The sequence below is a fragment of the Mesorhizobium sp. NPDC059054 genome (assembly GCF_042739215.1).
Taxonomy (GTDB): domain Bacteria; phylum Pseudomonadota; class Alphaproteobacteria; order Rhizobiales; family Rhizobiaceae; genus Mesorhizobium.
The window spans coordinates 773513-798489 of the sequence record NZ_JBHYHV010000001.1; the positions used below are offsets into that span (position 1 = coordinate 773513).

20 protein-coding genes are annotated in these 24977 nt (G+C 62.1%); 8 read left to right on the plus strand and 12 right to left on the minus strand.

Annotation, left to right across the window (positions count from 1 at the left end):
- Positions 1–200: 200 nt before the first annotated feature.
- The 6 genes from ACFWXH_RS03690 to rpsF all read right to left on the minus strand — a co-directional run bounded on the left by ACFWXH_RS03690 (position 201) and on the right by rpsF (position 4630).
- Entirely contained in the window at positions 201–1181 is a 981-nt protein-coding gene (locus tag ACFWXH_RS03690) for a small ribosomal subunit Rsm22 family protein (protein WP_379117622.1), read from the minus strand.
- Positions 1182–1183: 2 nt separating this feature from the next.
- Positions 1184–1507, minus strand: a complete 324-nt coding sequence (locus ACFWXH_RS03695; RefSeq protein ID WP_379117624.1) for a YnfA family protein — start codon at positions 1505–1507, stop codon at positions 1184–1186.
- A 72-nt stretch (positions 1508–1579) separates the two neighbouring features.
- Complete coding sequence (locus ACFWXH_RS03700) at positions 1580–2857, minus strand: cyclopropane-fatty-acyl-phospholipid synthase family protein (RefSeq protein WP_054308747.1); 1278 nt, start codon at positions 2855–2857, stop codon at positions 1580–1582.
- A gap of 258 nt (positions 2858–3115) precedes the next feature.
- A complete protein-coding gene (rplI, locus tag ACFWXH_RS03705) occupies positions 3116–3700 on the minus strand; it encodes a 50S ribosomal protein L9 (protein ID WP_054308746.1) in 585 nt (194 codons plus the stop codon).
- A 196-nt stretch (positions 3701–3896) separates the two neighbouring features.
- Positions 3897–4145, minus strand: coding sequence for a 30S ribosomal protein S18 (rpsR, locus tag ACFWXH_RS03710; RefSeq protein WP_024923879.1), 249 nt, complete (start codon positions 4143–4145; stop codon positions 3897–3899).
- The gene (gene rpsF, locus ACFWXH_RS03715) at positions 4145–4630 is read right to left on the minus strand and encodes a 30S ribosomal protein S6 (protein ID WP_379117627.1); all 486 of its coding nucleotides are present in this window, start codon (positions 4628–4630) and stop codon (positions 4145–4147) included. The genes rpsR and rpsF overlap by 1 nt, the downstream gene beginning before the upstream one ends.
- Before the next feature lie 372 nt (positions 4631–5002).
- Between rpsF and ACFWXH_RS03720 the strand changes: the two genes are divergently transcribed.
- Both ACFWXH_RS03720 and ACFWXH_RS03725 read left to right on the plus strand, forming a co-directional pair.
- The gene (locus ACFWXH_RS03720; protein WP_379117629.1) at positions 5003–5230 is read left to right on the plus strand and encodes a DUF4287 domain-containing protein; all 228 of its coding nucleotides are present in this window, start codon (positions 5003–5005) and stop codon (positions 5228–5230) included.
- 157 nt (positions 5231–5387) lie between these two features.
- Entirely contained in the window at positions 5388–6119 is a 732-nt protein-coding gene (locus ACFWXH_RS03725) for a class I SAM-dependent methyltransferase (protein ID WP_379117631.1), read from the plus strand.
- Positions 6120–6125: 6 nt separating this feature from the next.
- Here the strand turns inward: ACFWXH_RS03725 and ACFWXH_RS03730 are convergent, their stop codons facing one another.
- From ACFWXH_RS03730 to topA, 5 genes are all read right to left on the minus strand, one after another.
- Complete coding sequence (locus ACFWXH_RS03730) at positions 6126–7310, minus strand: MFS transporter (protein WP_379117634.1); 1185 nt, start codon at positions 7308–7310, stop codon at positions 6126–6128.
- 25 nt (positions 7311–7335) lie between these two features.
- On the minus strand, positions 7336–8073 hold the full coding sequence (locus tag ACFWXH_RS03735) for an NUDIX hydrolase (RefSeq protein WP_379117636.1): 738 nt from the start codon (positions 8071–8073) through the stop codon (positions 7336–7338).
- A 73-nt stretch (positions 8074–8146) separates the two neighbouring features.
- On the minus strand, positions 8147–8584 hold the full coding sequence (locus tag ACFWXH_RS03740) for a DUF983 domain-containing protein (RefSeq protein ID WP_054308740.1): 438 nt from the start codon (positions 8582–8584) through the stop codon (positions 8147–8149).
- Positions 8584–10884, minus strand: a complete 2301-nt coding sequence (rnr, locus tag ACFWXH_RS03745) for a ribonuclease R (protein ID WP_379117638.1) — start codon at positions 10882–10884, stop codon at positions 8584–8586. The genes ACFWXH_RS03740 and rnr overlap by 1 nt, the downstream gene beginning before the upstream one ends.
- A gap of 4 nt (positions 10885–10888) precedes the next feature.
- The gene (topA, locus tag ACFWXH_RS03750; RefSeq protein ID WP_379117640.1) at positions 10889–13450 is read right to left on the minus strand and encodes a type I DNA topoisomerase; all 2562 of its coding nucleotides are present in this window, start codon (positions 13448–13450) and stop codon (positions 10889–10891) included.
- Between the two features lie 504 nt (positions 13451–13954).
- Here topA and ACFWXH_RS03755 point away from each other — a divergent pair.
- From ACFWXH_RS03755 to ACFWXH_RS03770, 4 genes are all read left to right on the plus strand, one after another.
- The gene (locus tag ACFWXH_RS03755) at positions 13955–14701 is read left to right on the plus strand and encodes a cytochrome c biogenesis CcdA family protein (RefSeq protein WP_379117642.1); all 747 of its coding nucleotides are present in this window, start codon (positions 13955–13957) and stop codon (positions 14699–14701) included.
- A gap of 81 nt (positions 14702–14782) precedes the next feature.
- Entirely contained in the window at positions 14783–16132 is a 1350-nt protein-coding gene (glmU, locus tag ACFWXH_RS03760; RefSeq protein ID WP_379117644.1) for a bifunctional UDP-N-acetylglucosamine diphosphorylase/glucosamine-1-phosphate N-acetyltransferase GlmU, read from the plus strand.
- Positions 16133–16289: 157 nt separating this feature from the next.
- On the plus strand, positions 16290–18113 hold the full coding sequence (gene glmS / locus ACFWXH_RS03765) for a glutamine--fructose-6-phosphate transaminase (isomerizing) (RefSeq protein ID WP_054308735.1): 1824 nt from the start codon (positions 16290–16292) through the stop codon (positions 18111–18113).
- 143 nt (positions 18114–18256) lie between these two features.
- Positions 18257–19009 carry a DUF502 domain-containing protein gene (locus ACFWXH_RS03770; protein ID WP_379117647.1) on the plus strand — a complete coding sequence of 251 codons (753 nt, stop codon included), beginning with the start codon at positions 18257–18259 and terminating at the stop codon, positions 19007–19009.
- Here ACFWXH_RS03770 and recG read toward each other — a convergent pair.
- Positions 18961–21069, minus strand: coding sequence for an ATP-dependent DNA helicase RecG (gene recG / locus ACFWXH_RS03775; RefSeq protein WP_379117649.1), 2109 nt, complete (start codon positions 21067–21069; stop codon positions 18961–18963). The genes ACFWXH_RS03770 and recG overlap by 49 nt on opposite strands.
- Before the next feature lie 93 nt (positions 21070–21162).
- Here recG and ACFWXH_RS03780 point away from each other — a divergent pair, with 93 nt between their 5' ends.
- Entirely contained in the window at positions 21163–21480 is a 318-nt protein-coding gene (locus ACFWXH_RS03780; protein ID WP_379117651.1) for a succinate dehydrogenase assembly factor 2, read from the plus strand.
- Between the two features lie 7 nt (positions 21481–21487).
- Positions 21488–24976 carry a transcription-repair coupling factor gene (mfd, locus tag ACFWXH_RS03785; RefSeq protein ID WP_379117653.1) on the plus strand — a complete coding sequence of 1163 codons (3489 nt, stop codon included), beginning with the start codon at positions 21488–21490 and terminating at the stop codon, positions 24974–24976.
- The last annotated feature ends 1 nt before the right edge of the window (position 24977 follow it).

A 24977-nucleotide genomic window follows, 5' to 3' on the forward strand; every position in this document is an offset into this window, starting at 1 on the left:
CCAACTTATTCCGTCGTGTCGTTAGCAGAAGGATCACGGCCGCGGTTCGTCCAGATGCCCAGAACGACCAAACATGCCCGTGATTCACAGAACGGCTTCATCGTCCACAGGACGATATTCCAGCGCCCCGAATCCGATTGACTCGATGGGGTATAAAGCCTAACCGAACAACAGGAACATATCAAGAACCAGTGGTGTGGTCAGGCGGATTCGAGGTCGAGAGCATCGCCCCAGTCCAGGCGGCGCGCCACTTTGAAGGCTTCGCCGTCACGTTTCGTGAAAAGCCTCTCTGTCACCACGCCGTCGGGCTGGCACAACTTCAGCGCGACCTTGCCCGAACCGGCTTTCGGCGGCGCCAGCACGCGCGCATGACGCGCGGCTTGCGGCGTGCGCGACGCCGCCAGATAGATGAATTTCTCGTCTTCCCAGGGCACATCTGCCTCCTTGGCCAGCCGGTGCAGGCGCGAGCGGGCGACTCGCCGTGAAAAATGGCACCAATCCGGAGAGACCAGCGGGCAGGGCGCATGATGTGGGCAGGGAGCGGCGACAAAGGCGCCGAGGGCGATCAGCTTTGCCCTTGCATCGAGAATGCGCCGCCAGCCGGCTGGTGTGCCCGGTTCGACGACGAGCAGCGTGTCGGCGGTAAGTTGCCAGAGGCGTTCGATCAGCCGGGGCAATGATGCCGGTGCGATTTCGTCCATGACATAGGCCATGGTGACGAGGTCGGCAGCCGGCATGTCGGCCAGGTCGATGGTGACGTCGCCTCCCTGCCAGCGGATTTGCGGCGGCGTGTTCATGTTGGCTGCAAGCGTCTGTCCCACCTTTCGAGCCGCATTGCTGGCTTCCAGCAACGTCGCAGAATCGATTGATGACCACAGATCGGCTGCTGCCCACAGCACCGTTCCTGGGCCTGCGCCGATGTCGAGCATCGTCCTCGGGGCGAAATCCGGCTGCGTGTCGGCGAGTACCCCAAGGCTGGTGCGGACCGCGGCATAGGTGGCGGGCAGCCGGGTGGCGAGATAGGCCCTGGCGGCGATGTCGTCGCCCATATGCAGACGTCCGTCGCGGATCTCCGCGCGATAGCGGTCGGAAAGCGTCCGGGAAGCCTGTTTCAAGGTTGCCAGCGGCACCTTGTCCAGCAATTGCTCGACGGCTTGTCGCAGTTCTGTGGGCAGTTCCATGCTCAGACGCTCCTCGGCGCGAACAGGATCACCGATGCTCCCGCCACGCAGATCACGGCGCCAACGATATCCCATCGGTCAGGTCGAACGCCTTCGGCCAGCCACAGCCAGAGCAGGGATGCGGCAATGTAGATGCCGCCATAGGCCGCATAGGCGCGTCCGGCGGCGTCGGTGGGCGCCAGCGCCAGCAGCCAGGCGAAGGCGATCAACGAGGCAAGGCCAGGCAGCAGCCACAGCGGCGATTTCTCCAGTCGCCACCAGGCCCAGAACGAAAAACAGCCTGCAATTTCGGCCACAGCCGCAACGACAAAGAGGAGGATGTTCATCCTCCTCTCTTAGTCCATCTCGATAGCCATGGCATCAGCCCGGTAAGATGCCAGGCAGGGAAATACTTGCGTCTATTCCTTCACCTTGCGGCGCCGTGGCGGCTTGGCGAACAGCGGCTTCTGCGGTGCATCGCGCACTTCGAGTGCTTTTTCGCATTTGCCGATGTAGTCGCGCGTCACCGGCAGTACGTCGTTCTTGTGCGCGAGCTGGATCTGGAAGACCACGAGATCCTGCCAGCGGAAGGAGGCTTCGGAGCCGGACAGGTAGAACTCCCACATGCGGCAGAAGCGCTCGTCATAGATCGCCTTGACCTTGTCGCGGTTGGCGAGGAAGCGCTCGCGCCAATGCTTCAACGTGTCGGCATAGTGCAGCCTCAGAATCTCGACGTCGGTGACAGCCAGGCCTGAGCGCTCGATGTGCGGCATGACCTCCGAAAGTGCGGGGATATAGCCGCCCGGGAAGATATGCTTGCGGATGAAGGCGTTGGTGGTGGTGGCGGGGCCGGTCCGGCCAATCGTGTGCAGGAGCATCACGCCGTCCGGCTTGAGCAGTTTCGCAGTCTTGTCGAAGAAGGTCTTGTAGTGGTTGATACCGACATGTTCGAACATGCCGACCGACACGATGCGGTCGAAGCGCTCGGACAGGTCACGATAGTCGCGCAGCTCGAAATGGACATGCCGGTCGAGGCCCTGGGCATGGGCTCGATCTGTCGAAACCTGATGTTGCTCGGTGGAAAGCGTCACACCGAGTACATCCGCTTCGAAGGCCTCGGCAATGTAGAGGCCGAGCCCGCCCCATCCGGAACCGATGTCGAGCACGGTCTGTCCCGGCCGCACCTTCAGTTTGGCGGCGATGTGCCGTTTCTTGGCAAGCTGCGCTTCTTCCAGTGTCATGTCTGGCCGCTCGAAATAGGCGCACGAATACTGCATGTCCTCGTCGAGGAAGAGTTTGTAGAGATCACCCGACAGGTCGTAGTGGTGCGCGACGTTCCGACGCGACTGCCGGGCGTTGTTGAGCTGCTGCAGCGGGCGGACGGTCAGCCTTGCTGAATTGAGCAACTTGCCCCAGGTCGATTCGATCCAGGAAATTCCGGTGTTCTGATAGACAAGGTGCAGGAAGGACAGCACGTCGCCTTCAACGAAATCGAGTTCCTCTTCCATGAAGGCTTCGGGAATGGCCAGGGAAGGGTGCAATGTGATGGCGCGTTCGGCGTGGCGCGTATGGATGACCATATGCACTTTCGGGCCGGTGCCGTCGCCAAAGGTCCGGGTTGCCCCATTGGGCCCGGTGATGGCCAGATTGCCTCTGCGGACAACGCGTTCGGCAATGCGTTCCAGAATAACATTCATGATGTGCCCTCAAAGAACGATAGTGACAGCACTGCTGTCCAATCCTTCAAAAAAGGCGGACGCGTCGAAAAGTTCCGATTGGCATAAAAAAACCGGGCACCAGGCCCGGTTTTTTGATCCAGCAACGAGGCTGGCTTTATGGCAGATCGCTAATGCATCGGCTCAAGGATCGTAATCGATTGCTCGGACTGATGCGTGCGGTTCAAAAGTGTTGGAATGTCCTGTGCGCGTCCGAATGGATGCGCGACGCTCCAATGATCAGGCGTTTTCTTCGTCGCCTTCGAACTCCGCATTCGGATCGAAGAAGCTGTCCGGACGGGCGTTCTCATTGATGTCGTCGCCATAGATGGCTTCGGCGGTGGTGAGCGTCTCGCCCTTGGACTGACGCTCGGCCTCTTCGGACGAACGCGCGATGTTGAGCGTCACGGTGACTTCGACTTCCGGGTGCAGTGCGATCGCCACATTGGTCAGACCGATGGTCTTGATCGGGTGGTTCAGCTCAACCTGGTTGCGGCCAACCGTGAAGCCTTCAGCGGTCAGCAGATCAGCGATATCGCGGGTCGAGACCGAACCGTAGAGCTGACCGGTTTCGCCAGCCGAACGCACGATGATGAAGCTCTTGCCGTCGAGCTTGTCGGCGACCTGCTGGGCTTCGGACTTACGCTCGAGGTTGCGGGCTTCCAACTGGGCGCGCTGACCTTCGAACTTCTTCTTGTTGGCTTCGTTGGCGCGCAGCGCCTTGCCCTGCGGCAGCAGGAAGTTGCGGGCGAAGCCGTCCTTGACCTTGACGGTGTCACCCATCTGGCCGAGGCGGGAAATGCGTTCGAGAAGAATGACTTCCATTGTTTTCTCCATCTGCGTCGCAATCGACGCCGTTCGGGAGACAGTCAGGAAGAGAAGGGTGCCTAGCACCGGTTTCGCTGTCCTGCCTGTCGAGGCAGTTAGGGCCTGTCTGCCCAACTCGGGATTTTAGAGCCGCCGGCTGTGCCCATCACTGCCGGGGAAAACCCGCGGGCGTTGCCGCCCGCGGGAAAGCTGTTTAGCGGACCACGTAGGGCAGCAGGCCGAGGAAGCGGGCGCGCTTGATCGCCTGGGCGAGTTCGCGCTGCTTCTTCTGGCTGACGGCGGTGATGCGCGACGGCACGATCTTGCCGCGCTCGGAAATGTAGCGCTGCAGCAGACGCACGTCCTTGTAGTCGATCTTCGGGGCGTTGGCGCCGGAGAACGGGCAGGTCTTGCGGCGGCGATGGAACGGGCGCCGGGTCGGGATCTGGTTGATGTCGACCATTATTCTGCACCCCCTTCAAAGCTGCGCTGCGGACGCGGACCACGATCGCCACCGTCACGGTCGCCGAATGAGCGCGGACCACGATCGCCGCGGTCGCCGAACGAACGCGGACCACGATCGCCGCGGTCACGGTCGCCGAAGCCACCACGCTCGGAACGCTCTTCGCGCTTCTGCATCATTGCCGAAGCGCCTTCCTCGTGCTTCTCGACCTTAATGGTCAGGAAGCGCAGGACGTCTTCCGACAGACCCATCTGGCGCTCCATTTCGCTGAGCGCTGCCGGCGGGCAGGTCAGGTCCATAAGCGTGTAATATGCCTTCCGGTTCTTCTTGACCCGGTAGGTGAGGGACTTCAGTCCCCAGTTCTCGACCCGGCCAACCGAGCCGCCGCCTGCGGAGATGACGCCCTTGAAACGTTCAATGAGCTCATCGACCTGCTGCTGCGACAGATCCTGCCGGGCAAGGAACACATGTTCGTAAAGAGCCATTTGTCTTGCCTTTCTTCGTTTCTCTGTCGGTTCCCGGCGGCTAAAGCCTCTGCAACTTCTCTAGATCCGCAAAGCGGAGAAGAAAGGAGCATGACGAGACGGTCGAGAGCGGAGACACGGGAGGCGGAAGCGTTTTCGCTCCACACGGCGGTTCCATAAGAAACCTCCGGCCCTCCGTTCAGCCCCCAGCTGGGACCGGCAGATTGCGCGCGTCTATACAGGAATTTGGCTGGAACACAACCCTGACAGGCTGGGCAGCGGCAATCCGTCACCGAAATCACCCCTCGCGGGAATTGGAGGTCCAAGATCATGATCATTGCGACCCGCGTCAGGGCATCTCATATTCCGCCGTCCCAATAACCGGAGACGATCATGTCTTTCCAGGCCTATCTCGATACGATCAAGAACAAGACTGACCAAGGGCCGGACGACCTGATGCGTCTGGCCGATGCAAAGGGCTTTTCGGAAGGCGGAAAGCTCAAGCCTGGCGTCAAGGCGGGACAGATCATCGAATGGCTGAAGACGGACTATGATCTCGGTCATGGCCACTCCATGGCCGTCTACGCCCTGTTGACCGGCAAGAAGAAACCCGGGGACTGACGAACAGCGACAGGGTTGTGCTTGGCGCGAGCCGGCGAGGCAGCCTTGCCAAATGGCGATGCGCGACTGCTGGAATAGCGGCGAGCCGAAGTTGGACGTTGTACGGGCTATACGAATGAGCCATCAGGGCCGTTTCGTCTCGAAACATGGAGCCCTCATGACCAACCCCAGGAAAGATCACGAACATTGGTCCGATGTCGCCTCCGAGTGGATCGAATGGGCCCGCGCGCCCAACCATGACGCGTTCTGGGCCTACCGGCCGGCCTTGCGCGAATTCATCGGCAAAGGTGCTGGCGACGCGCTGGAGGTCGGCTGCGGCGAGGGGCGCGTTTCGCGATTGCTCAAGGAATGCGGGTATCGTGTGACTGCGACGGATACAGTCGAAGCTTTTGTCGCTGCCGCAAGGGAGGCCGATTCAGCTGACCGCTACGAGGTCGCGCCGGCCACGGCTCTACCGTTCGAGCCAGCCAGCTTCGATTTCGTCATGGCCTACAACATGCTGATGGATGTCGACGATGTCCCCGCAGCGGTGAAGGAAATGCGCAGGGTTCTACGTCCGTCCGGTACGCTGTTTGTCTCGATTGTGCACCCTTTTGCCGATCGCGGCCATTTCGACCGCGAGCGTCCGGATACGCCTTTCGTGGTCGATGGCACTTATTTCGGCCGCGAGCATTTCGAAGGCGCGGAGGAGCGGGACGGCTTGCGCATGCGCTTTGCCGGTTGGTCGCAGCCGCTGCAGAACTACATCGCGGCGCTGGAAGGTGCCGGGCTGGCCGTTACTTCGCTTGTCGAGCCGACGCCTGACACTGGGCCACAATGGGCAGCCTTGCGCAACTGGGACCGTATTCCATTGTTCCTGTGGCTGAAGGCGCGGCCGCTTGCCGCCTGACAATCGTCAGCTTCGGCCTGTCTTCAGGATGAGGCGCCCGACCGCCAGCAGGATATAGGCACCGAAGAACAGGGAAAGCGCACCGCCGAAGCCGGACGGTCCGAAGGCATCCATGCCGAGGCCGATGGCCTGCGGCCCAAGCACCATGCCCACGCCGTAGCAGAGCACGAAGGCGGCATTGGCCGAAGCGAGCTCATGACCGGAAAGTTGTGATCCGAGATGGGCGAGGCCGACAGTATAGAGGGCGGCCACCACGCCGCCCCATACGAACAGCAGGGCGGCCATCAGGTGCCAGTTCGAGGCGAGATGCGGCATCACCAATGTCCCGACAAGCCCGACCGTGGCGCAAAGGAGCAGCAGATAGCGGCGGTCGCCGACACGGTCGCTGATCATGCCGATCGGGATCTGCAACAGCACGTTGCCGAGGCCGATCATGGTGAGCAGCAGCGCAGCATCCGCTTCCGAATAACCGATGCGGTTGCCATAGACCGGGAATAGCGCGAAGCCGCCGGTTTCAACCGCCCCGAACACCAGAACCGCGGCGGTGGCGGTCGGAACCAGCCAGATGTAACGCAGGAAGCCGCTGGTTTCTTCGCCCTCCGGCCGGATAGGCGGGCTTTCCTTGCGGGCTGCAAGGACCGGTATGGCTGCTACGGCAACCAGCACGATGATGACGCCGAAGGGCAGGAAGCCCGAGCTGCCGATCTGCGAGAACAGCCATGGTCCGGCGGCGAAACCCAACGAAAGCACGGTGGCATAGATGCCGAGCACCAGGCCGCGCCGGTGTGGCGGTGCCGAGGTGCTGATCCAGAACTCGGACAGGATGAAAAGAACCGTCAACGCGATATGAAGCACGACACGCAGCGGAAACCACATCCAGAACGCAGGCGCGAAGTGGAACCCTACAAAGGCCAGTGCGCCCGCCGCGATCATGATCAGCATGGCCCAGGCGACGCCAAGGCGCGTGGCGATCGGCGTCGCCAGAGGCGCGCCTGCGATCGAAGCGAGGCCGGCGACCGCCGTGTTCAGGCCGATCATCGAGGCCGAATGGCCACGTGATTCCAGGATGACGCTGAGCAGCGGCATGCCAAGGCCGATGGCAATGCCCACGACGCTGATCGAGGAAATGGCCGCGATCATCGGCAGCCAATGTACGCGCTCCTCGTCCTGCGCCATGGTTTCGTCCGTCATGCCAACCTGTTTTATGGATTTCGTCTTAGAGGACTTCACGTACGAAGCGGTTATGGAGCATCCGGTAGAAGGGGACCACTCCACCGGGCCTCAACTGCGGATCGCCGCTGAGCCGCTTCTCGAGTTCGTCCAGGATCGTGCGTGTAATCGTCGGAATGTCGGCCTTGCGCGCCTCTGCCAGCGGCAGCCAGACCAATTCCTCCAACTCGTTGGTGGGACCGTTCGGCAAGGCTACCGCTACGTCGTCGCGCCAGGCAGCGAGGAACCGGGTATCGAATCGACGCACACGTCCGGGTGGAGTGATCGCGCGGGCAATGAAACGCACGGCTTCCAGTGAGGGCTGCACGTTATGTTCGACGAACCCCTGCCAGTCGCGCTTGCCGGTGACGAGGGGACCCTTGTGGCCGATCAGCAGGCCAGCTTCCTCATAGGTTTCACGGATGGCCGACAGAGCAATGGCGCGAGCCCGGGTCGGGCCGGTGCGCCCGGCTCGAGCCGTCAGTTTAGCCTCGTCCTCGGGGTGAAGACCGGTCGCGACTGGAACACGGCTGTCGGCAGGATCGGTGCGGCCGCCGGGGAAGACGAACTTGCCGGGCATGAAGGCGTGGGCCGCATGGCGGCGGCCCATCAGCACGTGGAAGTCGTTGCCCTTGCGGTCGAGCAGAATGAGCGTCGCGGCATCGCGCGGACGTTTCGGTCCGTCCCCGAGCGTGGCTTCGTTGCGTTCGACTTTGTCGACTTCCGCCTTGGTCATCCCTTGCATGTGACCGACCTAGCGGAAACTCATGTCAAATTAAAGAGGTGGTCTGGGCTGGTGCGTTGCACCAGCCGAAAGGTCAAATCTCGGGATGACCTTCGATGTGGTCGACCTCGCCGCCGAAACCGTGCATGTAGTAGGCCCATTGCAGGCCGATCACCGCGCCCTTGATCGGCTGCAAAAGCGCCAGCGACATGATGATGGTGAGCGGCGCCCAGATCGCCAGGTGCTGCCACATGGAAAGCGTTGAGGTCGCCTCCACGCCCATGAACCCGCCGAGGATGACGTGGCCGACGATGACGATCACCAGATAGGCCGGCAGGTCGTCGGCGCGGTGATGGTGGAATTCCTCGCCGCAGGCCTCGCAATGGTCAAAGGTCTTGGTGAAGGCGCGGAACAGCTTGCCTTCTCCGCAGTTCGGGCAGCGGCACAAGAAGCCCCGCTTCATTGCCGGCCACAGCGGGCGGGTTGCCCTGCTGGACGACTGCTGCTCGCCGCCGAAAACCTGCTGTTGCATCATCGTCTCCTGCCGCGCGGTCCAGAACGCGATTGCGAGGCTCGGGCGCGGCCCTTTGCCTTGTGAAACGACCGTTTCGAGCCGGGCAGCGGTTTCGGTGCGCTCAGCATTTCGAAGCGCATCGCGCCGGCCAGCGGCGCCACTTCGACAAGGCGGACTTCGACACGATCCGCAAGCTGATAGCCCTTGCCGCTGCGTTCTCCGAAAAGCGAACGCGCCGTTTCATCGAATATATAATAATCGTCACCCAAGGATGACACCGGGATAAAGCCATCTGTGCCAAATTGTGGCAATTGGACAAAAAGTCCTGCCTTGGTGACACCGGAGATGCGCGCGTCGAATCGGTCGTCGACACGCTCGGCCAGATAGGCGGCGATGAGGCGGTCGACAGTCTCGCGTTCAGCGGCCATGGCGCGGCGCTCTGCCGTCGAAATCAGTGCGCCGGTTTCAGCCAGTCGCTCTTCCTCGCCACGTGTCAATCCGTCCGATCCCAAGGCGAGCGCCGCGATCAACCCACGATGCACGATCAGGTCGGCATAACGGCGGATCGGCGAGGTGAAATGCGCATAACGGCGCAGGTTCAACCCGAAATGGCCGATATTGTCGGGATTGTATTCGGCCTGGCTCTGCGAGCGCAGCACCACCTCATTGACCAGCGCTTCGTTGTCGGCGCCGCGCACGCGTTCGAGGATGGAGTTGAACTGGCTTGGTCGCATCTGCGCGCCACGCGCCAGCGACAGGCCAAGCGTCTGCAGGAACTCGCGCAGCGATTCCTGCTTGGCAAGCGTCGGGCCATCGTGGATGCGATAAATCAACGGCTGCTTCTTCGCTTCCAGCGTTTCGGCAGCAGCGACGTTCGCCTGGATCATGAATTCTTCGATCAGCTTGTGCGCGTCGAGCCGTTCCGGAACAACGACATGATCGACCGTGCCGTCTTCTTTCAGCAGGATCTTGCGCTCCGGCAGGTCGAGTTCCAGCGGCTGGCGGGCATCGCGGCCGCGCTTCAGCACGGCATAAGCATCCCATAGCGGTTTCAGCACGCTGTCGAGGAGGGGGCCGGTCTTGTCGTCCGGCACACCGTCGATGGCGGCCTGCGCCTGCGGATAGGCGAGCTTGGCGGCCGACTTCATCATCACACGGTGAAAGCTGTGCCGGATCTTTCGTCCGTCCGCGGAAAAGGTCATGCGCGTCGCGATAGCCGGCCGATCCTCGCCTTCGCGCAACGAGCAGAGATTGTTCGAGATGCGTTCGGGCAGCATCGGCACGACCCGGTCCGGGAAATAGACCGAATTGCCGCGTTTCAGAGCCTCACGGTCGAGCGCGGAATTTGGCCGCACATAAGCGGCGACATCGGCGATGGCCACCGTCACCACCACGCCGCCGGGATTGGCCTCGTCAGGGTCCGGCACCGCATAGACCGCGTCGTCATGATCCTTGGCGTCAGCCGGGTCGATGGTCAGCAACGGCAGGTCGCGCCAGTCTTCGCGCCCCTGCAGCGTCACCGGCTTCAAGGCCTCCGCTTCGGCCAGAACGTCGGACGGGAAGATATGCGGGATGTCATGCGTGTGGATGGCGATCATGGAGACCGCCTTTTCGCTGGTCAGCGAGCCCAATACCGCCAGCACCTTGGCGCGTGGCAGGCCATAGCGGCCGGAGCGCGAAGGCTCGACTTCCACCAGGTCGCCGTTCTTCGCGCCATTCTGGAATTCCTTGTCGACGATGAGCTCCGGCTGCCGCCGCTCCACCGGCTCGATGCGGAAGGTGCCGTCCTTCATGACACGGAAGACGCCGAGCACTGCATCCTTGCGTTTCTCGAACACCTTCATGATCCGCGCCGTATAGGCCGGGCCGGTTGGATCGTCGGTCGGGAAAGTCTTGGCAAGCACCCGGTCGCCGATGCCGGCCACGGGGCCGCCGCGTGAGACGCGGATCGAAACCAGCGGCGGCTCACCATTGCCCTGCTGCTCGGCGGGCCGGCCGAGCAGACCGCCTTCGTCGTCGCGTCCGATCACGTCGAGCACGGTGACATGGGGCAGAGCGCCTGGGCGAATGTGGCGCTTGCGCGACTTTTCCAGCAGGCCTTCATCCTGGAGGTCGCGCAGCAGGTCCTTCAGCCAGGCACGGTCATCGCCGCGCAAGGCAAAAGCCTTGGCGATCTCGCGTTTGCCTGAGCGATCGGGATTTTCGGCGATGTAGCGCAGGATTTCGTCGCGCGAGGGGCGGTACTGGTCGCGTGTCCCCCGGCGGGTATCGGCAGCGCGGGGATCGCCATGGCTTCGTCCGGAGATCCTGCGCGCCAATGCCCTATCCCTTCTTCTTGCCGCGGAACGGCTTCTTGCCGCCTCCGCCCTTGGCTTCCTTCTCGGCGATCAGCGCGACCGCCTCGTCCAGCGTCACCGTCTGCGGGTCCTTGCCCTTGGGCAGGGTCGCGTTGATCTTGCCGAAATTGACATAGGCGCCGTAGCGGCCGTCGCGAACGGTGATCTTGCCACCGCCGGCGGGATGCTCACCGAGATCCTTGAGCGCCGCCGGCGTTCCGCCATTGCGACCGCCTGGACCCTTCGACTGTTTTTCCGCCAGCACCGAGACGGCGCGGTTGAGGCCGATCGTGAATACGTCCTCGATGCTTTCGACATTGGCGTAGGTGCCGTCGTGCAATACGAACGGACCGTAACGGCCAAGGCCGGCCGAAATCATCTTGCCGGTTTCTGGATGCTGGCCGACATCGCGCGGCAACGACAACAGCGCCAGCGCCTTCTCATGGTCGATCGCTGCCGCGGCCCAGCCCTTGGGCAGGCTGGAACGCTTGGCCTCTTTACCTTCGCCGCGCTGCACATAGGGGCCGAAACGCCCGGAGCGCAGCGTGATCTCCTCTGCTGTATACGGATCCTTGCCGAGCAGCTTGGTGCCATCCTCGACCGCGCCGTTTTCGCCATTGCCGTTCTGGCCGTCGAGCTGACGCGTGTAGCCGCACTCGGGATAGTTCGAGCAACCGACGAAAGCGCCGAACTTGCCGAGCTTCAGCGACAGGTTGCCGCTACCGCACTTCGGACAGATGCGCGGATTGGAGCCGTCCTCGCGCTCGGGGAAGACCAGCGGCGCCAGTTCTTCGTTGAGTGCGTCGAGCACATCGGTGACGCGCAGTTCCTTGATGCCGTCGACAGCACCGGAGAAATCCTTCCAGAAGTCGCGCAGCACGTCCTTCCAGGCAAGCTTGCCGTCGGAAATTTCGTCCAGCTTCTCCTCGAGCGAGGCGGTGAAGTCATATTCCACATAGTGCTCGAAGAAGCCTTCCATGAAGGCGGTGACCAACCGCCCTTTGGATTGCGGCATCAGCTTGCGGTTCTCGATCTTGATGTAGTCTCGATCTTCCAGCGTCTTCAGCGTCGCGACATAGGTCGAGGGCCGACCGATGCCGAGCTCTTCCATCTTCTTGATGAACGAGGCTTCGGAGTAGCGCGGAGGCGGCTCGGTCGTGTGCTGGGTGGCGTTGATCTGTTCGCGCTTCAGCGTCTCCTCGGCGCGGATTTCGGGCAGACGGCGGTTTTCCTCGTCCTCCGAATCCTCGTCCTTCTGGTCAGTGTAGGCAGCGATGAAGCCATCGAAGCGGGTAACAGAGCCGACGGCACGCAGGCCGGCGATCTTCGAGCCATTGCGGGCTTCGATCTCCACCGTGGTGCGCTCGATCTCGGCCGGCTGCATCTGGCTGGCGATCGCCCGCTTCCAGATGACCTCGTAAAGCCGCGCCTGGTCGGCATCGAGATATTTGCGCATCTCGGCCGGTGTGCGGTTGAAGTCGGTCGGACGGATGGCCTCATGCGCTTCCTGCGCGTTCTTGGCCTTGGTCGTGTAGTGGCGGGGTTTTTCCGGCAGATACTTGGCGCCAAATTCCTTAACGATGGCATCGCGGGCCGCCGAAATCGCCTCGGGCGCCATCTGTACGCCATCGGTACGCATATAGGTGATGAGGCCGGCGGTCTCGCCGCCGATGTCCATGCCTTCGTAGAGGCGTTGGGCAACCTGCATCGTGCGCTGGGCCGAGAAGCCGAGGCGCGACGACGCGGCCTGCTGCAGGGTCGACGTGGTAAACGGCGGTCCGGGATTGCGCTTGGTCGGCTTGGCTTCCACCGACAACGCCCGGAAGGACGCACCTTCCAGCATCGCCTTGATGTCGTCGGCCATGCCTTGCGAGGAAATGTCGAGTTTCTGCAGCTTCTTGCCCTCATAGGCCGTCAGCCTCGCCTCGAAGCTCTCACTGCGCGGCGTGCCGAGGATGGCTGCGATCTGCCAGTATTCCTCGCGAACGAAGCGCTCGATCTCGGCCTCACGGTCGCAGACGAAACGCAGCGCCACCGACTGCACGCGACCGGCCGAGCGAGCACCCGGCAGCTTGCGCCACAGCACCGGCGACAAGGTGAAGCCGACCAGGTAGTCCAGAGCACGGCGCGCCAGATAGGCATCCACCAGCGGCGGATCGATCTCGCGTGGGTTGGCGATGGCATCGAGCACCGCCTGTTTGGTGATGGAGTTGAAGGCGACGCGCTTGACCGGCTTGTCCTTCAGCACCTTCTTCTGCTTCAGCACTTCCAGCACGTGCCAGGCGATGGCTTCGCCTTCGCGATCCGGGTCGGTTGCGAGAATCAGTCCGTCTGCGTCCTTCACGGCCTTGGCGATGTCGGTCAGCCGCTTGGCTGAAGACGTGTCGACCGACCAGGACATGGAAAAATCCTCGTCGGGCTTCACCGAGCCGTCCTTGGCCGGCAGATCGCGGACATGGCCGAAGGAGGCCAGAACCTTGTAGTTCCGACCGAGATATTTGTTGATACTTTTAACCTTGTTCGGCGACTCGACGACGACGATGTCCATGAGCGGCTGCGTTCCCGTGCGGCGCCAACCAGAAAGCGGGGCGCCGGAAGCTGAAAAATCCGCCCGTCAAATGGCCGTGCTTTTCAGCCCGGTCAAGAGGTTGCCGCAAATTGGATGCCTTAAGCCGGGCGCAACTCATGCATTTGAAGACGATATTCTACGGCGTGAGGTGTTTGTGGCACGGTGCTGTGGGCGCATGATTTTGGTCATGCCATCGCTGACCTGGAAGAAGCCTGGTGCCGCGAGAACAAGAACTGCAACAGGAACTGTTGTCTATTTCTAAGCCCTTGGTCCGATCCCGCCGAAAAGGGTTGCAGCTTCAGCGCCGGACAGGACCAGGACATCGTATGGGACGCCTGGAATCCGTCCTCTCCGAAATTCCCCGCCTCACAATTTCGTCACCGGCGACCAAGCCGTTCTGCGCTGACTTGCCACATAATGGTGATTGGAGACCGTGCCTCGCCAAGGCTATATCCTGCAGCGCAACGGACGGAGCATCAAAAAATGGCATTGGATGTCGGCTATGTCAGCGCGATCGGGGCAGGGGCTATTTCCTTCCTGTCGCCATGCGTGCTTCCGCTCGTGCCACCCTATCTGTGCTACATGGCCGGCGTTTCCGTTGAGGATTTCCGTGGCAATGCGGGTGTCGCCGCCAAGGCGGGCGCGCGCGGAGCTTTGATCGCGGCCTCCATTGCCTTCGTTCTTGGCTTCTCTACCGTCTTTGTTGCATTGGGTGCCGGCGCTTCGACCATCGGCCGGCTGTTGCGCGTTTACCAGGAACCGCTGGCGATGATCGCCGGCGCGCTCATCATCCTGATGGGCCTGAATTTCCTGGGTATCCTGCGCATCCCGCTTCTGTCGCGGGAGGCGCGTTTCCAGTCGCAGGGCAAGCCCGCCAGCGCACTCGCCGCCTACGTCATGGGCCTGGCCTTCGCCTTTGGCTGGACGCCCTGCATCGGCCCGGTGCTCGGGCCGATCCTGACGTTGGCAGGCGGGCGCGAGACTGTGAGCGAAGGCGCCTTGCTGCTTGCTGCTTATTCGCTCGGCCTTGGCATTCCGTTCCTGATCGCGGCTCTTTTCTCCGGCGCTTTCATGCGCTTCTTGAGCAAATTCCGCGTTCATCTCGGCCGCGTCGAGAAGGTGATCGGTGCGCTGTTGGTTGTTGCCGGTGTCTTTTTCCTGACAGGTGGCGTGCAGGTCATGGCCTATTGGCTGCTCGAAAATTTCCCTGCGCTCGGACGACTTGGATAACAGGCCCGGAATTTAACCATATTGGTACCATAACGCGCCGATGCTAGAACGCCTTCGTCTTTCCCGCATCGGTAGCTGCTCATGACATCCAGAACCTGTCTGTCCATCATCCTCGCCGCCGGCGAAGGCACGCGCATGAAAAGCGCGCTGCCGAAAGTCCTGCATCGGATTGCCGGTCTGCCGATGGTGGCGCATGTGGTGAAGGCTGCCGAAATCGCTGGTGCGACGGATGTTGCCTTGGTCATCGGCCATGGCGCCGACGAGATGCGCAAGGCGGCCGAAAAGTTCGCACCGCACGCCGGAACGTTCGTGCAGGAGCAGCGCCTGGGCACGGCGCATGCCGTGCTGGCTGCACGCGATGCCATGGCCAAGGGGTATGACGACATCCTCGTCATGTTTGGCGATACGCCGCTGATCGACGCCGCTGCTCTCGGCGCGGCGCGAGCGAAGCTTGCGGAGGGAGCCGCCGTCGTGGTCATCGGCTTCCGCCCGCCTAGCCCGGCAGGCTATGGCCGGCTCATCGAAAAGGGCGGCAAGCTCACCGCGATCCGCGAGGAAAAGGATTGCACCGACGAGGAGCGCAAGATCGGTTTCTGCAATGCCGGCATGATGGCAGTCTCCGGCAAGTATGCGCTTGATCTGCTGGACGGTGTCGGAAACGCCAATGCCAAGGGAGAGTACTATCTGACCGATATCGTCGAGATCGCAAACGCCAGGGGGCTGGAGGTTGTCGCAACCGAGGCAGGGTACGAGAACGCGCTCGGCATCAACAACCGCGCCGAGCTCGCCGAGGCCGAGGCCATCTGGCAGAAGCGCCGGCGCCGTGAGGCCATGCTTTCCGGCGTTACGCTGATCGCACCGGAGACAGTCTATTTCTCGTATGACACTGAAGTCGGCCAAGATACGGTGGTCGAACCCAATGTCTTCTTCGGTCCCGGTGTGAAGATCGCCGATGGCGTAAAAATCCACGCCTTCAGCCACCTGGAAGGCGCTACCGTCGCAGCCAATGCCGATATCGGCCCTTATGCTCGTCTGCGGCCAGGCTCCGATCTCGCGGCCAAGGCCAAGGTCGGCAATTTCGTCGAGGTCAAGAACGCCAGGATCGAGGCCGGTGCCAAGGTCAACCATCTGACCTATATCGGCGACGCGCGCATCGGCGCTGGCGCCAACATCGGTGCTGGTACCATCACCTGCAATTATGACGGCTACTCGAAATTCTTCACCGATATCGGCGCAGGTGCTTTCGTAGGCTCCAACTCGTCGCTGGTGGCGCCGATCAAGCTTGGCGATGGCGCCTACATCGCTTCGGGAAGTGTCATCACCGAAGATGTCCCGGAAGATGCTTTGGCTTTCGGTCGTGCACGCCAGAAAACCTTGCCTGGAAAAGGCAAGGAACTGCGCGAGCGGCGCGCTTCTGCTGCCAAGAAATAGAAAGTTCTTCTACTGGACTTGATGGAAAGCCTGTCATACGAGGCGCCGGACGGGTCTAAGTCAAAAGACTGGACGAAACGCAATGTGATTGTCGTGGGTGGCAGCGGTCGACTAAACAGCGGCCGGGTGATCGCCAAGAGGAATCGGGGCTGCTTTTATGTGCGGAATTGTTGGAATTGTCGGCCATTCGCCGGTTGCGCCGCTGATCGTCGATGCGCTGAAGCGGCTGGAATACCGCGGCTACGATTCAGCGGGCGTCGCCACGATCGAACATGGCGAGCTGTCGCGCCGCCGCGCCGAGGGCAAGCTGGTCAATCTGGAGCGCCGCCTGCAGGCAGAGCCGCTCGATGGTACGATCGGCATCGGCCACACCCGCTGGGCTACGCACGGCGTCCCCAACGAAACCAACGCGCATCCGCATTTCTCCAATGGCGTCGCGATCGTCCACAACGGCATCATCGAGAATTTTGCCGAGCTGCGCACCGAGCTTTCGGCTGACGGCTATGAGTTCTCCTCGCAAACCGACACCGAGGTGGTCGCTCATCTGGTTTCGCGCGAAATGGCGCGCGGCGCCAAGCCGGTGGAGGCCGCTCACAACGCACTGAAGCGCCTTGAGGGCGCTTTCGCACTCGCCATCATGTTCAAGGGTGACGAAGACCTGATCGTCGGCGCCCGCAACGGCCCGCCGCTCGCCGTCGGCCATGGCGAGGGCGAGATGTATCTGGGTTCGGATGCCATCGCGCTGGCTCCGTTCACCAATTCCATCACCTATCTCGAAGATGGCGATTGGGCGGTGGTGCGTCGCAACGAGATCACCATCTTCGACATGGATGGCAAGAAGGTAGAGCGCAAACGCCAGCAGTCGATCGGCACCTCGTTCCTGGTCGACAAGGGCAATCACCGCCACTTCATGCATAAGGAAATCCACGAGCAGCCGGAAGTCATCTCCCACACGCTCGGAAACTATATCGATTTCACCAACGGCAAGGCCAAGACGCTGGAGCTGCCTTGGGATTTCGCCAAGATCGATCGTATCGCGATCTCGGCCTGCGGCACCGCCTATCTCGCGGGTCTGGTCGGCAAATACTGGTTCGAGCGTCTCGCGCGCTTGCCGGTGGACATCGATATTGCCTCGGAATTCCGCTACCGTGAAATGCCGCTGTCAAAGAACAGCGCCGCACTCTTCATTTCCCAGTCGGGCGAGACCGCCGACACGCTGGCCTCGCTGCGCTACTGCCGCAAGGAAGGCGTGCCGATCGGCGTCGTCGTCAATGTACGTGAATCGACCATGGCGCGCGAAGCCGATGTCGTGCTGCCGATCCTGGCGGGACCGGAGATCGGTGTCGCCTCGACCAAGGCTTTCACCTGCCAGCTTTCCGTGATGGCCGCACTTGCCGTGCGCGCCGGCGTTGCTCGTGGCCATATCTCACCCGATGACGAGGCGAGACTGGTCAAGCAGCTTGCCGAAGCACCGCGTCTGGCCAGCCAGGTTATCAAGCTGGAGGAGCAGATCGAGAAGGTCTCGCGCGATCTCGCCCATCACCGTGACGTACTTTATCTCGGTCGGGACACCAATTTCCCGCTGGCGCTCGAGGGTGCGCTGAAGCTCAAGGAATTGTCCTACATCCACGCCGAAGGTTATGCGGCGGGCGAACTCAAGCATGGGCCGATCGCACTGATCGACGAAAACATGCCTGTCGTCGTCATCGCGCCGCACGACCGTATCTTCGAGAAGACCGTCTCGAACATGCAGGAAGTGGCCGCACGAGGTGGCAAGATCATCCTGATCACCGACAAGAAAGGTGCCGAGAAGTCGACCGTGAAGACCATCGATACCATCGTGCTGCCGGACGTCCCGGAGATCATTGCGCCGATCCTCTACGCGCTGCCCGTCCAGATGCTGGCCTATTTCACGGCCGTGTTCATGGGCACCGACGTCGACCAGCCGCGTAACCTGGCCAAGTCGGTCACGGTGGAGTGACAGGCAGACTGTCGCGATAGAGCATGATCCCAAAAAGTGGGAACCGGTTTTCGGAAAAGATCATGCTCCAATCGAAAGTCAGATTGTCGCCCATCCGTGTTGATGCTCTAAGGTAGGTGCGGCGCACAATCTTAGGGCTTGGAATGTCGGATATACCCAAAACGTCAGCGATAACCCGGCTGAGGAACTATTTCCTCGCCGGTTTCGTCGTCTGCGCACCTTTGGCGATCACCGCTTATATTGCTTGGTCTTTCATCGGCTGGGTCGATTCCTGGGTCAAACCCTATATTCCGTGGCGCTACAATCCCGACACCTATCTACCGTTTCCGGTTCCCGGTTTCGGTCTCATCGTGGCGCTGGTGCTGATCACGTTGATCGGCTTCCTTGCCGCCAACATCGTCGGCCGCGCCATCGTCACCTTTGGCGAGCGCCTGCTCGGGCGTATGCCGCTGGTGCGCGGCATCTACGGTTCGCTGAAGCAGATCTTCGAGACCGTGCTTTCGAACAAGAGCGAGATGTTCCGGCAGGTGGGGCTGGTCGAATATCCGCGCAAGGATGTCTGGTCGCTGGTCTTCGTCGCCGGCGAAAAGCACACTGAAATCAACGAGAAGCTCGATGTCGAGGGCGATCCGCTGATGGGCGTCTTCATGCCGTGTACGCCGAACCCGACCACCGGTTTCCTGATGTATGTCCGCAAATCCGAGATCGTCATGCTGGATATGACCATCGAGGAGGGCGCCCGCCTCATCGTCTCGGCCGGCCTTGTGGCGCCGGACCCCAGGAAAAAGGTCAAGGGACCGGATGGCAGGCTTATCGATCTCGGCAATCCGCCTGCCGGTACATTGCCTCAACCGGCCCGCAAGAGCCGTACCGCCTCGTCACGCCCGAACAAATAAAGCAGCAGCCTCAGCGCTTCGCCGCGTTCGCCCTGTAGTTCCGGATCGCGCGAAAGGATCAGCCTCGCATCGTCGCGCGCAGCCTCCAGCAGATCGGCATGAGCATCGATGCGCGCCACCTGGAAACCCGGCGTGCCTGACTGACGCGTGCCGAGAAGCTCGCCTTCGCCGCGTAGCTTCAAATCCTCTTCGGCGATGACGAAGCCATCCTCCGTCTCGCGCATCACCGAAAGCCGGCGCTTCGCCGTCTCGCCGAGCGGATCCTTGTAGAGCAGCACGCAGCTCGACGGTTTCGAGCCGCGCCCGACGCGGCCGCGCAACTGGTGCAACTGGGCGAGGCCGAAGCGTTCGGCATGCTCGATCACCATGATGGTGGCGTCCGGCACGTCGACACCCACCTCGATGACCGTGGTAGCGATCAGAACACGTGTCTCGCCGTACTTGAAGGCACGCATGGCCTCGTCTTTCTCGGCGCCTTTCATGCGGCCATGCACCAGCCCGATCTGGTCGCCGAACACCGGTTTGAGCGAGGCAAAACGATCCTCCGCCGACATCAGCTTGATCTCTTCCGATTCTTCCACCAGCGGGCATATCCAGTAGATCTTCTGGCCTTCCGCCACTGCGTCGCGGATACGGCCGACCAGTTCCTCCAGCCGTTCCAGCGGCAAGGTAACGGTGCGGATCGGCTGCCGTCCTGCCGGCTTTTCGGTGAGCTTCGACACGTCCATATCGCCGAAGGCGGTCAGCACCAGCGTGCGCGGGATCGGCGTCGCCGTCATCACCAGCATATCGGGTGCGTCGCCCTTGGCGGTAATGGCGAGCCGTTGATGCACGCCGAAACGATGCTGTTCGTCGATCACTGCGAAGACAAGGTTCTTGAACGACACGGTTTCCTGGAACAGCGCATGCGTGCCCACGACGATGTCGATCGAACCGTCGGCCAGTCCGGCCAGCGTGTCTGTCCGCTCGCGACCCTTTTCGCGGCCGGTTAGGATGGCGGTTGTGAGCCCGGCTTTTTCGGCAAGCGGCGCAATCGTGGCAAGATGCTGGCGCGCCAGGATTTCGGTTGGCGCCATCAGAGCTGCCTGGCCGCCTGCCTCGACCGCGCGCGCCATGGCCAGCAGTGCGACCACCGTTTTACCGGAGCCGACATCGCCCTGCAGCAGCCGCAGCATGCGCTCCGGTATTTCGAGATCGGCGAGGATTTCGGCGAGCGCGGTTTCCTGCGAACCTGTCAGCGAATACGGCAGTGCCGCTCGCAACCGTTCGATGATTGCGCCGTCGCCGCTTAGCGGTCGGCCCGACAGCTTGCGGATGCGCGCCCGCACGAGCGCGAGCGATACCTGGCCAGCAAGGAATTCATCATAGGCGAGCCTGCGCCAGGACGCATTTTCGGGTTGGGCGTCGAGCGGGCTTTCCGGGTTGTGCACCCTGCCGAGTGCCGCCGCGAAGGACGGGAAGGTATGACGCCGCATGAACGTGGCGTCCTGCCATTCCAAGAGTGCGGGCACACGCCCCAGTGCCTGGCCAATGGCACGGCGCAGCACTTTCGAGGACAGGCCGGCGGTGAGCGGATAGACCGGCTCGACCAGGGGAAGGTTGTCTGCTTCACTTGCAAGCGCGATATGGTCGGGGTGCACCATGCTCGGCCGGCCGTTGAACCATTCCATGCGGCCGGACACCACCACCTGCTCGCCTTCGGGCATTGCTTTTTCAAGATAGCTGGCGTGAGCATGGAAGAAGGTCAGTGTGATTTCGCCGGTATCGTCATGGGCGTAGACCCGGTAAGGCACCGATCTGTTGCCGCGTGGCGGTGGCTGGTGACGGTCGATGCGCACCTCCAGCGTGACGATTGCACCTTCCGCCGCATAGGCGATGCCTGGCCGGTTGCGCCGATCGATAACCGAATTGGGCAACACGAACAGAAGATCGCCGACGCGCGCTTCCCGGTCGCCGAGATCCACCGACAACACCCGCTCGATGAGCGCAGCGACTTTCGATCCGACGCCGGCGAGCGTGGTAATGGGCGAGAATAGCGGATCGAGCAGAGAAGGGCGCATCCTGTCAGCTTATGGACTGATCAGACTGTTGCAAGGCTGACACCGCCGGCTATCCACGCTATATGCGCCCTGCAAGTGAGGGATGCCGCCGCCATGACCGCAACGACACAATCGAACGCAAGGCTGGCGAACGCAAGATTGGCGAACAATGAGCTGGATCCGCACCGCAAGAAACTCCTGTTCCGCTCTTGGCATCGTGGCATGCGCGAGATGGATCTCATTCTTGGCAACTTCGCGGAGCGCGAGATCGGCGGCTTGACCGCCGATGAGATCGACCAATATGAAAGGCTCCTCGAAATCCCCGACACGGTGCTGATGCCCTGGCTGACCGGTGGCGAGCCGGTTCCCGGTGACATCGGCTTGCCGATCCTGCAAAAAATCCTGGCGTCGCGCCAAACGCTCGAATTCTGAAACGACAATGAGTCTGATTCCCAAAATCGGCCTGCCCAAGGGCCGCGTCGCCTCCTATATCGTCGATGGCGTTGCCGACGGCTTCGAAGCCTTCGCGTTGGTGCGGGCGGCAAGTGAAATCGCGGCGGACGGACCGTTGCTGTTCGTCGCTCGGGACGGCCAACGCCTGCCGGCCATCGTCGAGGCGCTTGCCTTTGCCGCGCCTGGCTTGCCCGTGTTGGAGCTGCCGGCCTGGGACTGCCTGCCCTATGACCGCGTTTCGCCGGGCTCCGATGCAGCCGCCCGTCGATTGGATGCGCTGGCGGCGATGATCGCACTGGCCAGGAAGCCGCACCGCGCCATCGTGCTGACCACCGTCAATGCGCTGTTGCAGCGCATGCCGCCTGCTGAATTGCTGGAAGGTCAGACTTTCCATGCCAGACCCGGCAACCAGGTCGACATGAACAAACTGATTTCGCGGCTCGAGAATTCCGCCTTCGAGCGCGTGCCGACGGTGCGCGATGTCGGGGAATTCGCCGTACGCGGTGGCATCCTCGATCTCTATGCTCCCGGCTGGAGCGAGGGCCTGCGCCTCGACTTCTTCGGCGATACGCTGGAATCGATCCGTAGCTTCGATGTCGCCAGTCAGCGCACCACCGGCCAGCGCAAGTCGATGACGCTGCAGGCGATGAGCGAAGTGGCACTGACCGCCGAAGCCATCAGCCGGTTTCGCCGCTCCTATATCGAGGCTTTCGGCGCGCCGTCGCGGGATGACGGGCTTTATGCGGCGGTCTCCGAAGGGCGCCGCTTTGCCGGTATGGAACACTGGCTGCCATTCTTCTACGAGCGGCTGGAAACGGTGTTCGATTATCTGCCGGACACGCCGGTGGTGTTCGATCACCTTGCGCATGAGGCGCTGACCGAACGGCACGATCTCATCCTCGATCACTACGAGGCGCGGCGCAAACAAGCCGATGCCGCACTCAAGGATGCAGTGCCTTACAAGCCGGTGGCTCCAGCACTGATGTATTTGACGCCCGACGATGTGAAGGCGGCGACTGGAGCGCGTGAGCAGATCGAACTCACGCCCTTTGATGCGCCGGACGCCGGCGGCCGCAAGGTCTTTCACGCCGGCTCACGCGCCGGCCGCTCCTTCGCCGAGGAACGCGCCGACCCCAATGCCAATGTCTTCGACGTGGCGGTGAAACACATCGCCGAGGAGCGTGCCGCCAAGCGCCGCGTCATCGTTGCCGGTTGGACCGAAGGTTCGCTCGATCGGCTCGGTCAGATTCTGGCTGAACACCATCTCGGCAACATCAAGCAAGTCGCGTCGCTTGCAGAGGCGGAAAAGCTGGCGCCGGGCGAGGCTGGTCTTGCTGTGCTGCCATTGGAAACCGGCTTCGAGACCGACACTCTGGTTGTCGTCGCCGAACAGGACATTCTGGGCGACCGGCTGGTACGCCGCTCCAAGCGCAAGAAGCGGGCCGCCGATTTCATTGCCGAGGCCGCCTCGTTGTCGCATGGCGACATCGTCGTCCATGCCGATCACGGCATCGGCCGTTTCGTCGGCCTGAAAACCATCGAGGCCGCAGGCGCACCGCACGATTGCCTGGAAATTCGTTATGCTGGCGACGACCGGCTGTTCCTGCCTGTCGAAAACATCGAGCTTTTGTCCCGCTACGGTTCGGATTCGGCGGAAGCCACGCTCGACAAGCTGGGCGGCGGAGCCTGGCAGGCGCGTAAGGCGCGGCTGAAGCGCCGCCTGCTCGACATGGCCGGCCAGTTGATCCGCATCGCGGCCGAGCGCCAGATGCGTGCCGCGCCGAGCATGGTGCCGGCAGACGGGCTCTATGGCGAATTCGCCGCGCGCTTCCCCTATGAGGAGACCGACGATCAGCAGTCGGCGATCGACGCGGTCACTGATGATCTTTCCGCCGGCCGGCCGATGGACCGCCTGATTTGTGGCGACGTCGGCTTCGGCAAGACCGAGGTGGCGCTGCGTGCCGCCTTCATCGCAGCCATGGAAGGTTTCCAGGTGGCTGTGGTGGTGCCGACCACACTTCTGTCGCGCCAGCATTTCAAGACCTTCTCGCATCGCTTCTCAGGCCTTCCAATCCGCGTGCGCCAGGCCTCGCGGCTTGTCGGTGCCAAGGAGCTGGCCGAAACCAAGAAGGGTGTCGCCGACGGCACGGTCGACATCGTCGTCGGTACCCATGCGCTGCTGGGTTCCTCCATCTCCTTCAAGAGCCTTGGTCTGTTGATCATCGACGAGGAGCAGCATTTCGGCGTCAAGCACAAGGAGCGGCTGAAGGAACTGAAGAGCGACGTGCATGTGCTGACGCTGTCGGCGACGCCGATCCCGCGCACGTTGCAACTGGCTCTGACGGGCGTGCGCGAGCTGTCGCTGATCGCCACGCCGCCGGTGGACCGCATGGCTGTGCGCACTTTCATTTCACCGTTCGATCCGCTGGTCATCCGCGAGACACTGCTGCGTGAGCGTTATCGTGGCGGCCATTCATTCTATGTCGTGCCGCGGATCTCGGATCTCTCCGAGATCCACGATTTCCTCAAGGCCGAGGTACCGGAGCTTAAAGTGGCCGTGGCTCATGGCCAGATGCCGCCGGGCGAACTCGACGATATCATGAACGCCTTCTATGACGGCCAGTACGACGTGCTGCTCTCCACCACGATCGTGGAGTCCGGTCTCGATATTCCGACGGCCAACACGTTGATCGTGCACCGCGCCGACATGTTCGGTCTCGCCCAGCTCTATCAGCTGCGTGGCCGCGTCGGCCGTTCCAAGGTGCGCGCCTATGCGCTGTTTTCGCTGCCGGCGAACAAGAAGCTCACCGACACGGCCGACCGTCGCCTCAAGGTGCTGCAGTCGCTCGACACGTTGGGGGCAGGATTCCAGCTCGCCAGCCACGACCTCGACATCCGAGGCGCCGGCAATCTGCTCGGCGAGGAGCAGTCCGGCCACATCAAGGAAGTCGGTTTCGAACTCTACCAGCAGATGTTGGAGGAGGCGGTTGCGGAAGTGAAGGACTCAGGCGAGGTGGCCGATACCGGCTGGTCGCCACAGATTACTGTCGGCACCGCCGTCATGATCCCCGAAGGCTACGTACCGGACCTGCAGCTCAGGCTCGCTCTTTATAGGCGTCTTGGCGATCTGGAGACGACCGAGGAGATAGACGCCTTCGGCGCCGAATTGATCGACCGCTTCGGCCCGCTGCCGGAAGAGGTGAAGCACCTGTTGAAAATCGTCTTCATCAAGGCGTTGTGTCGCAAGGCCAATGTCGAGAAGCTCGACGCCGGTCCGAAGGGTGTCGTCATCCAGTTCCGCAAGAAGGAATTCGCCAATCCCGTGGGGCTGGTCAAGTTCATCGGCGAGCAGGGCTCGTTGGCCAAGATCAGGCCGGATCAAAGCGTGGTCTTTATCCGCGACTGGCCGACTGCGGAGAAGCGCCTGGCGGGGGCAGCTGTTGTCATAACGCAGCTTGCGAAATTGGTGGCGTAGC